The sequence below is a fragment of the Limimaricola litoreus genome (genome assembly GCF_024159025.1).
In the GTDB taxonomy this organism is placed as follows: Bacteria; Pseudomonadota; Alphaproteobacteria; order Rhodobacterales; family Rhodobacteraceae; genus Limimaricola; species Limimaricola litoreus.
The window spans coordinates 1-7864 of the sequence record NZ_JAMYXC010000138.1 but is presented as its reverse complement, the minus strand read 5'-3'; the positions used below and the strand labels follow the sequence as shown (position 1 = coordinate 7864).

General features: G+C 66.7%; 6 protein-coding genes. 2 read left to right on the top strand and 4 right to left on the bottom strand.

Annotated elements, in window-relative coordinates; genetic code table 11:
• Positions 1-1985: translation initiation factor IF-2 (infB, locus tag NHG85_RS09595; protein WP_253331838.1), on the top strand; the 1985-nt coding region annotated here is incomplete at its 5' end.
• 369 nt (positions 1986-2354) lie between these two features.
• Here the strand turns inward: infB and NHG85_RS09590 are convergent.
• The 4 genes from NHG85_RS09590 to NHG85_RS09575 form a co-directional block, all read right to left on the bottom strand.
• The gene (locus tag NHG85_RS09590) at positions 2355-2498 is read right to left on the bottom strand and encodes a hypothetical protein (RefSeq protein WP_253331836.1); all 144 of its coding nucleotides are present in this window, start codon (positions 2496-2498) and stop codon (positions 2355-2357) included.
• 141 nt (positions 2499-2639) lie between these two features.
• The gene (locus NHG85_RS09585) at positions 2640-3038 is read right to left on the bottom strand and encodes a (deoxy)nucleoside triphosphate pyrophosphohydrolase (RefSeq protein WP_253331834.1); all 399 of its coding nucleotides are present in this window, start codon (positions 3036-3038) and stop codon (positions 2640-2642) included.
• Positions 3035-4252 (bottom strand): bifunctional glutamate N-acetyltransferase/amino-acid acetyltransferase ArgJ, encoded by a 1218-nt coding sequence (gene argJ / locus NHG85_RS09580; protein ID WP_253331832.1) that lies wholly within the window; start codon positions 4250-4252, stop codon positions 3035-3037. Before argJ ends, NHG85_RS09585 begins: the two co-directional genes overlap by 4 nt.
• Positions 4253-4254: 2 nt before the next feature.
• Complete coding sequence (locus tag NHG85_RS09575; protein WP_253331830.1) at positions 4255-5097, bottom strand: peptidylprolyl isomerase; 843 nt, start codon at positions 5095-5097, stop codon at positions 4255-4257.
• A 188-nt stretch (positions 5098-5285) separates the two neighbouring features.
• On the opposite strand from NHG85_RS09575, the gene secA reads away from it, so the two are divergent.
• On the top strand, positions 5286-7864 hold a 2579-nt coding region (gene secA, locus NHG85_RS09570; RefSeq protein WP_253331828.1), incomplete at its 3' end, for a preprotein translocase subunit SecA.

Sequence of the window (7864 nt, the reverse complement as noted above, 5' to 3'; positions counted from 1 at the left end):
GCCCCGGCTCCGGCCCGCGCAAGGCCGGCGACCGCGACCGCGCCGACAACAAGAAGGCCAAGCCCGCCGGCAAGGGCGGCGGCGACAACCGCCGCTCCGGCAAGCTGACGCTGAACCAGGCGCTGTCGGGCGAGGGCGGACGCCAGCGCTCCATGGCGCAGATGAAGCGCAAGCAGGAGCGGGCGCGCCAGAAGGCGATGGGCGGCCCCGTCCAGCGCGAGAAGGTGACGCGCGACGTGCAGCTGCCCGAGATGATCACCGTGGGCGAACTGGCCAATCGCATGGCCGAGCGTGTGGCCGACGTGGTCAAGTCGCTGATGAACAACGGCATCATGGCGACGCAGAATCAGTCGATCGACGCCGACACCGCCGAGCTGATCATCGAGGATTTCGGCCACCGCGTTGTCCGCGTCTCGGATGCCGACGTCGAGCAGGTGATCGAGCAGGTCAAGGACAAGCCCGAGGACCTGCAGGACCGCGCGCCGATCATCACCGTCATGGGCCATGTCGACCACGGCAAGACCTCGCTGCTGGATGCGATCCGCAAGACCAAGGTCGTCTCGGGCGAGGCCGGTGGCATCACCCAGCACATCGGCGCCTACCAGGTCGATGCGGCCAATGGCACGCGGCTGACCTTCCTCGACACGCCGGGCCACGCCGCCTTCACCTCGATGCGGGCCCGCGGCGCGCATGTGACGGACATCGTGGTTCTGGTGGTCGCGGCCGATGATGCGGTCATGCCGCAGACCATCGAGGCGCTGAACCACGCCAAGGCCGCCAAGGTGCCGATGATCGTGGCGATCAACAAGATCGACAAGCACGAGGCCAACCCCGACAAGGTCCGCACGGACCTGCTCCAGCACGAGGTCATCGTCGAAAAGATGTCCGGCGACGTGCAGGACGTCGAGGTGTCGGCGATCTCCGGCAAGGGTCTCGACCAGCTGCTCGAAGCCATCGCGCTGCAATCCGAGATCCTCGAGCTCAAGGCCAACCCGAACCGTCCGGCGCAGGGCGCCGTGATCGAGGCGCAGCTCGACGTGGGCCGCGGCCCGGTCGCGACCGTCCTTGTGCAGAACGGCACGCTCAGGCGCGGCGACATCTTCGTCGTGGGCGAGCAGTGGGGCAAGGTCCGCGCGCTGGTGGACGACAAGGGCGAGCGTGTCGAGGAGGCCGGTCCCTCGGTCCCCGTCGAGGTGCTGGGTCTCAACGGCACGCCCGAGGCGGGCGACGTGCTCAACGTCGTCGAGACCGAGGCGCAGGCCCGCGAGATCGCCGAGTACCGTGCCAGCGCCGCCAAGGAAAAGCGCGCCGCCGCCGGTGCCGCGACGACCCTCGAGCAGCTGATGGCCAAGGCCAAGGACGACCAGAACGTCTCGGAGCTGCCGGTGGTGGTGAAGTCGGACGTGCAGGGCTCGGCCGAAGCCATCGTTCAGGTGATGGAGAAGATCGGCAATGACGAGGTCCGGGTCCGGGTGCTGCATTCGGGCGTCGGCGCGATCACCGAAAGCGACATCGGCCTTGCCGAGGCGTCGGGTGCGCCGGTCTTCGGCTTCAACGTCCGGGCCAACGCGCCCGCGCGTCAGGCCGCGAACCAGAAGGGCGTCGAGATCCGCTACTACAGCGTGATCTACGACCTCGTGGACGACGTGAAGGCGGCGGCCTCGGGCCTGCTGTCGAACGAGATCCGCGAGAAGTTCATCGGCTATGCCAACATCAAGGAGGTCTTCAAGGTCTCCAATGTCGGCAAGGTCGCGGGCTGCCTCGTCACCGAAGGCGTCGCCCGCCGCTCTGCCGGCGTCCGCCTGCTGCGCGACAACGTGGTCATCCACGAAGGCACGCTCAAGACGCTTAAGCGCTTCAAGGACGAAGTGTCCGAGGTGCAGTCGGGCCAGGAATGCGGCATGGCCTTCGAGAACCACGAGGACATCCGCCCCGGCGACGTCATCGAGATCTTCGAGCGGGAATCGGTCGAGCGGTCGCTCTGATCCGGGTTTCGCCGTGGAGCGACAAGAGGGCGGCCTTCGGGCCGCCCTTTTTCGTGCGAGCCTTCCGCATTGCGTGGCACGGCGCCTGAAACGGGTGATGATCGTCGGGCGACCCGGAGCGGTTCGACCCCCGGCCGTCTTCCGCTTCATCTGCGCGAAGCCGACCCAGGGCTTGGGCTGCATCCTTGCCTTCAGGGGGCGTCGCCGTCTGGCGTGGCCGGGGCGAGGTCCGAAGCTGTCCGGGCGGGCTGTCGCAGGCGGTGGCGCGCGGCAATCTCGGCCTGCCGCATCGCTGAACGGAAAAAAGGGACGGCATGAGCCGTCCCTTTCGCGTTCGGATACTCGTGAAACTCTCTACGCGAAAGGGCGTCAGGCAGCCGCGACCGGGCCATTGGCGGGGCGGCCCTCATAGAGGCGTTCGCCGACGCGGATCAGCATCCGGCCGTTTTCGAGTTGCTTGACCAAAAGACCCTGCACCGAAATGCAGCTACCGATGATGATGGTTTGCAGCATGATGGACTCCTCAGCTTTGGCGTGAGTCCATTATAAGAGCGATTTGGTGAACAACCTATTCCACGTGACGCGTTTGTGAGGCGGATTGGAACCAAACGCGCGGAACGTCGCGACATCAGGATCGCCTAGGTCGTGCGTTCCTTAGATCCAGTCTCGCAATACGGGAATGAGCGGCAGGTCGGCCGGCGGCATCGGGTAATCGCGCAGCCGGTTCGGGCGCACCCATGCGAGGTCCTGATTCTCGCGGCCCTGCACCGCGCCCTGCCAGCGGCGGCAGGCGAAGAGCGGCATCAGCAAATGAAAGCTCTCATAGGCATGGCTGGCAAAGGTCAGCGGCGCGAGGCAGCTTTCCTGCGTGTCGATGCCCAGCTCCTCGTGCAGCTCGCGGATCAGCGCCGCCTCCGGGCTTTCGCCCGGCTCGACCTTGCCGCCCGGAAACTCCCACAGCCCGGCCATGGACTTGCCCTCGGGGCGCTGCGCGAGCAGCACCCTTCCATCGGCATCGATCAGGGCGACGGCAGAAACAAGGACGATCTTCACGAGCGGTAGTCGGCGTTGATCTCGATGTAGCGATGCGTGAGGTCGCAGGTCCAGGCCACGGCCTCGCCCGCGCCGAGCCCGAGATCGACGGCAATGACGATCTCCTGCCCCTTCATGTAGGCGGCGGCCTTTTTCTCGCTGTAGGCTGGACTGACCCAACCCTTCTCGGCCACGAGGATCTCGCCGAAGCGGATCGTGAGCCGGTCGCGGTCGGCCTCGGCGCCGGACTTACCCACCGCCATGACGACGCGGCCCCAGTTGGGGTCCTCACCCGCGATCGCGGTCTTCACGAGCGGCGAATTGGCGGTCGCCATCGCCACCTTGCGGGCATCCGTGTCGGAGGCCGCGCCGGTGACGCGGATCTCGACGAACTTGGTCGCGCCCTCGCCGTCGCGCACCACCTGATGCGCGAGGTCGAGCATGACGCGCTCCAGCCCGGCCGCAAAATCGGCATTGCCGGTGGCGTCGACGCCCGAGGCCCCGGTCGCCGCCATCAAGAGCGTGTCGGAGGTCGAGGTGTCGCTGTCGACGGTGATGCAGTTGAAGGTCCGGTCGGTGATCTCGCGCAGCAGGTCCTGCAGCGCGGGCTGATCGTGCTTCGCATCGGTGAAGATGTAGACCAGCATCGTCGCCATGTCGGGCGCGATCATGCCCGAGCCCTTGGCGATACCGGCGATCTTCACCGGTTTGCCGTCGATCTCGACCGTTTCGGTCGCGCCCTTGGGGAAGGTGTCGGTGGTCATGATGGCGCGCGCGGCACCCTCGATGCCCGAGGGCTCAAGCGCGGCATTCAGCTCTTCGAGCTTGGCCACGATCCGGTCATGCGGCAGCGGCTCGCCGATCACCCCGGTGGAGGAGGTGAAGACGCGGGCCGCGTCTATGCCGGTGGCGCCTGCCACGGCGGCGCAGATTTCGGCCACGGAGCGCTCGCCCGCCTGCCCGGTGAAGGCATTGGAATTGCCGGAGTTCACCAGGAACGCGGCGCGGGAGGTCTGTGCGCCGATCTTGGCCTCGCAGTCGCGGACGGGGGCCGAGCGGGTGGAGGAGCGCGTGAACACCCCCGCCACCACCGAGCCCGCTGCCAGTTCGGCGAGCGTCACGTCGGTCCGGTTCGCATATCGCACCCCGGCGGCCACGGAGGCGAAACGCACGCCCGCGATCTCGGGCAGGGCGGGAAAGGCGGCGGGCGCCAGGGGCGAGACCGGACCGGCCATGATCAGTTGCCCTCTTCGAGCAGACCGAGGTCGGTCAGCACGGCCGGGTCGAACGCGCCTTCCTCGGGGCGGGTCACATCGGCTTCGCTTTCCAGCTCGGCCAGGCGTTCCTCGATCTTGCCCTGCTGGATCTGGCTGGCGAGATCCTCGCGCACCTCGTCGAGGCTAGGCGCCTCCTGGGTGCGGGTGTCGTCGAGCCGGATGATGTGAAAGCCGAACTGCGTCTCGACCGGGGTCTCGGTGGTCTCGCCCGTTTCGAGCGATGCCACCGCCTCCTGGAACGGGGCGACCATCATGCCATCGGCGAACCAGCCGAGGCTGCCGCCCTGCGCGCCCGAGCCCGGATCGGTCGAGACCTCCTTGGCCACCTCCGCGAAGTCCTCGCCCGCCTCAAGCCGCTCCATCACGGCTTGCGCCTCTTCCTCGGTCTCCACGAGGATGTGGCTGGCGTTGTATTCCTTGGTCGCCTCGGCATCGGCGAAGGCCTCGTCATAGGCGGCCTGCAGCTCTTCGTCCGAGACCTCTTCGGTCATCATCGCGTTGATCGCCTCGCCCGCGAGCAGCGAGCGGCGCTGGTTCTCGATCGCGTATTCGACCCGGGCCGGGGTCTCGTCCAGCGTGTCGGCCAGCACCTGCTGCTGGACGAGCTGATCGAGGATGCCCTGGAACAGCGCTTCGGGCGGCAGTTGCTGGTACTGCTGCGGCAGCTGGCTGCGGGTGATGATCATCTCGCCCAGGGTGATCTCGGTGCCGTTCACGGTGGCGACGACGTCCGAGGCCTGCTGCGCGGAGGCCATCGAGGCGAGGCCGGCCATCAGGGCGGCGGCGGGCAGCGTGCGGATCATGTGGTTTCCTTCCCTCAAGCCGCGCGGGGACCGCGTCCCGGGCGCGACGTTGACACTCGGTCTCCCGCCCCTTACATCGCCGGATGGGCTGGCAAAGGGCGGCACTTGCGCCCTATCTATGCCCCACATGCGGGGGCGACAAGCGACCTCCTTGCAGATCAAGTCACGACGGCAGGAGACAATCGCCAATGCTGGGTATCGGATCGCTGGCCAAGAAGGTCTTCGGCACACCGAACGACCGCAAGATCAAGTCCACGCGACCGCTGATCGAGAAGATCAACGCGCTCGAGCCCGAGTTCCAGGCGCTCGACGACGAGGGGCTCAAGGCCAAGACCGCGGAATTCAAGGAGCGGATCGAAAAGGGCGAGAGCCTCGATCACCTGCTTCCCGAAGCCTTCGCCAACTGCCGCGAGGCCGCGCGCCGTGCGCTGGGGCTGCGCGCCTTCGACACGCAGCTGATGGGTGGCATCTTCCTGCACCAGGGCAACATCGCCGAAATGAAGACCGGCGAGGGCAAGACGCTCGTCGCGACCTTCCCGGCCTATCTCAACGGGCTGTCGGGCAAGGGCGTGCATGTCGTCACCGTCAACGACTACCTCGCCAAGCGCGACGCCGAATGGATGAGCAAGGTCTATGGCGCGCTGGGTCTCACCACGGGCGTGGTCTATCCGCAGCAGCCCGAGGCCGAGAAGAAGGGCGCCTACGCCGCCGACATCACCTATGCGACCAACAACGAGTTGGGCTTCGACTACCTGCGCGACAACATGAAGTCCGAGCTCGCACAGATGAACCAGCGCGGCCACAATTTCGCGATCGTCGACGAGACGGACAGCATCCTGATCGACGAGGCGCGCACGCCGCTGATCATCTCGGGCCCGAGCGAGGACCGCTCGGATCTCTACCGCACCATCGACCGGGTGATCCCCGACCTCACCGACGAGCATTACACGCTCGACGAAAAGACCCGCTCGGTCACCTATACCGACGAGGGCAACGAATTCCTCGAGGCCCGTCTGCAGGCGCTTGACATCCTGCCCGAAGGCCAGACGCTCTACGACCCCGAGAGCACGACCATCGTGCACCACGTCAACCAGGGGCTTCGCGCGCACAAGCTCTTCACCCGCGACAAGGACTACATCGTCCGAGACGGGCAGGCGGTGCTGATCGACGAGTTCACCGGCCGCATGATGCAGGGCCGCCGCCTGTCGGACGGGCTGCACCAGGCGATCGAGGCCAAGGAGGAGCTGGAGATCCAGCCCGAGAACGTGACGCTGGCCAGCGTCACCTTCCAGAACTACTTCCGCCTCTACGACAAGCTCGCCGGCATGACCGGCACGGCGCTGACCGAGGCCGATGAATTCTTCGAGATCTACCGCCTTGGCGTGGTGGAGGTGCCGACCAACCGCCCGATCCAGCGGATCGACGAGCACGATCAGGTCTACCGCACCGCCCGCGAGAAGTTCGAGGGCGTGGTCAAGGCGATCAAGGAAGCGCATGAAAAGCGCCAGCCGATCCTCGTCGGCACCACCTCGATCGAGAAATCCGAGGTGCTGAGTCAGATGCTCGAAAAGGAGGGCATCAGGCACAACGTGCTCAACGCCCGCCAGCACGAGCAGGAGGCGCAGATCATCGCCGATGCCGGCAAGATCGGCGCCGTGACCATCGCCACCAACATGGCCGGGCGCGGCACCGACATCCAGCTTGGCGGCAACGTCGAGCTGAAGGTGCTCGAGGCGCTGGCCGCCGATCCCGAGGCCAACCCCGACGAGATCCGCGCGCGGATCGAGGCCGAGCACGCCGACGAGAAGCAGGCCGTGCTCGACGCGGGCGGGCTCTTCGTGCTCGCCACCGAGCGCCACGAAAGCCGCCGCATCGACAACCAGCTGCGCGGCCGCTCGGGCCGTCAGGGCGATCCGGGCCGCTCGTCGTTCTATCTGTCGCTCGAAGACGACCTGATGCGGATCTTCGGCTCCGAGCGTCTTGAAAAGGTGCTTGCGGGCTTGGGCATGAAGGAAGGCGAGGCGATCGTGCACCCTTGGGTGAACAAGTCGCTGGAGCGCGCGCAGGCCAAGGTCGAGGGGCGCAACTTCGACATCCGCAAGCAGCTCCTGAAATACGACGACGTGATGAACGAGCAGCGCAAGGTGATCTTCTCCCAGCGCCGCGAGATCATGGAGGCGCAGGACCTTTCCGAGATCGTCGCCGACATGCGCCACCAGGTGATCGAGGATCTCGTCGCCACCCATATCCCACCCAAGGCCTATGCCGACCAGTGGGACACCGAAGGGCTCTATGCCCAGGCGATCCAGCGGCTCGGCGTCGATGTGCCGGTGATGAAATGGGCGCAGGAAGAGGGCGTGGACGACGCGGTGATCCGCGAGCGGCTCGAAGAGGCCTCCGACAAGCTGATGGCCGAAAAGACCGAGGCTTTCGGCCCCGAGACCATGAAGAGCATCGAAAAGCAGGTGCTCTTGCAGACCATCGACGCCAAGTGGCGCGAGCATCTCTTGATGCTCGAACATCTGCGCTCCGTCGTGGGCTTCCGTGGCTATGCGCAGCGCGATCCGCTCAACGAGTACAAGACCGAGAGCTTCCAGTTGTTCGAGGGGCTGCTCGACGGGCTGCGCGCCGAGGTGACCGAGAAGCTGGCGCAGGTGCGGCCGATCTCCAAGGAAGAGCAGCAGGCGATGCTGCAGCGCGCGATGCAGGCGCAGGCCGCCCGCGCGCAGGCCGCTGGTGCAGGCGCGCAGGCCGCGGGGGGCGCGGC

Excerpts from the sequence above, each read along its gene's own strand:
- argJ (WP_253331832.1), bottom strand. The coding sequence starts at position 4,252 with ATGGCCGGTCCGGTCTCGCCCCTGGCGCCCGCCGCCTTTCCCGCCCTG.
- NHG85_RS09575 (WP_253331830.1), bottom strand. The coding sequence starts at position 5,097 with ATGATCCGCACGCTGCCCGCCGCCGCCCTGATGGCCGGCCTCGCCTCG.
- NHG85_RS09590 (WP_253331836.1), bottom strand. The coding sequence starts at position 2,498 with ATGCTGCAAACCATCATCATCGGTAGCTGCATTTCGGTGCAGGGTCTT.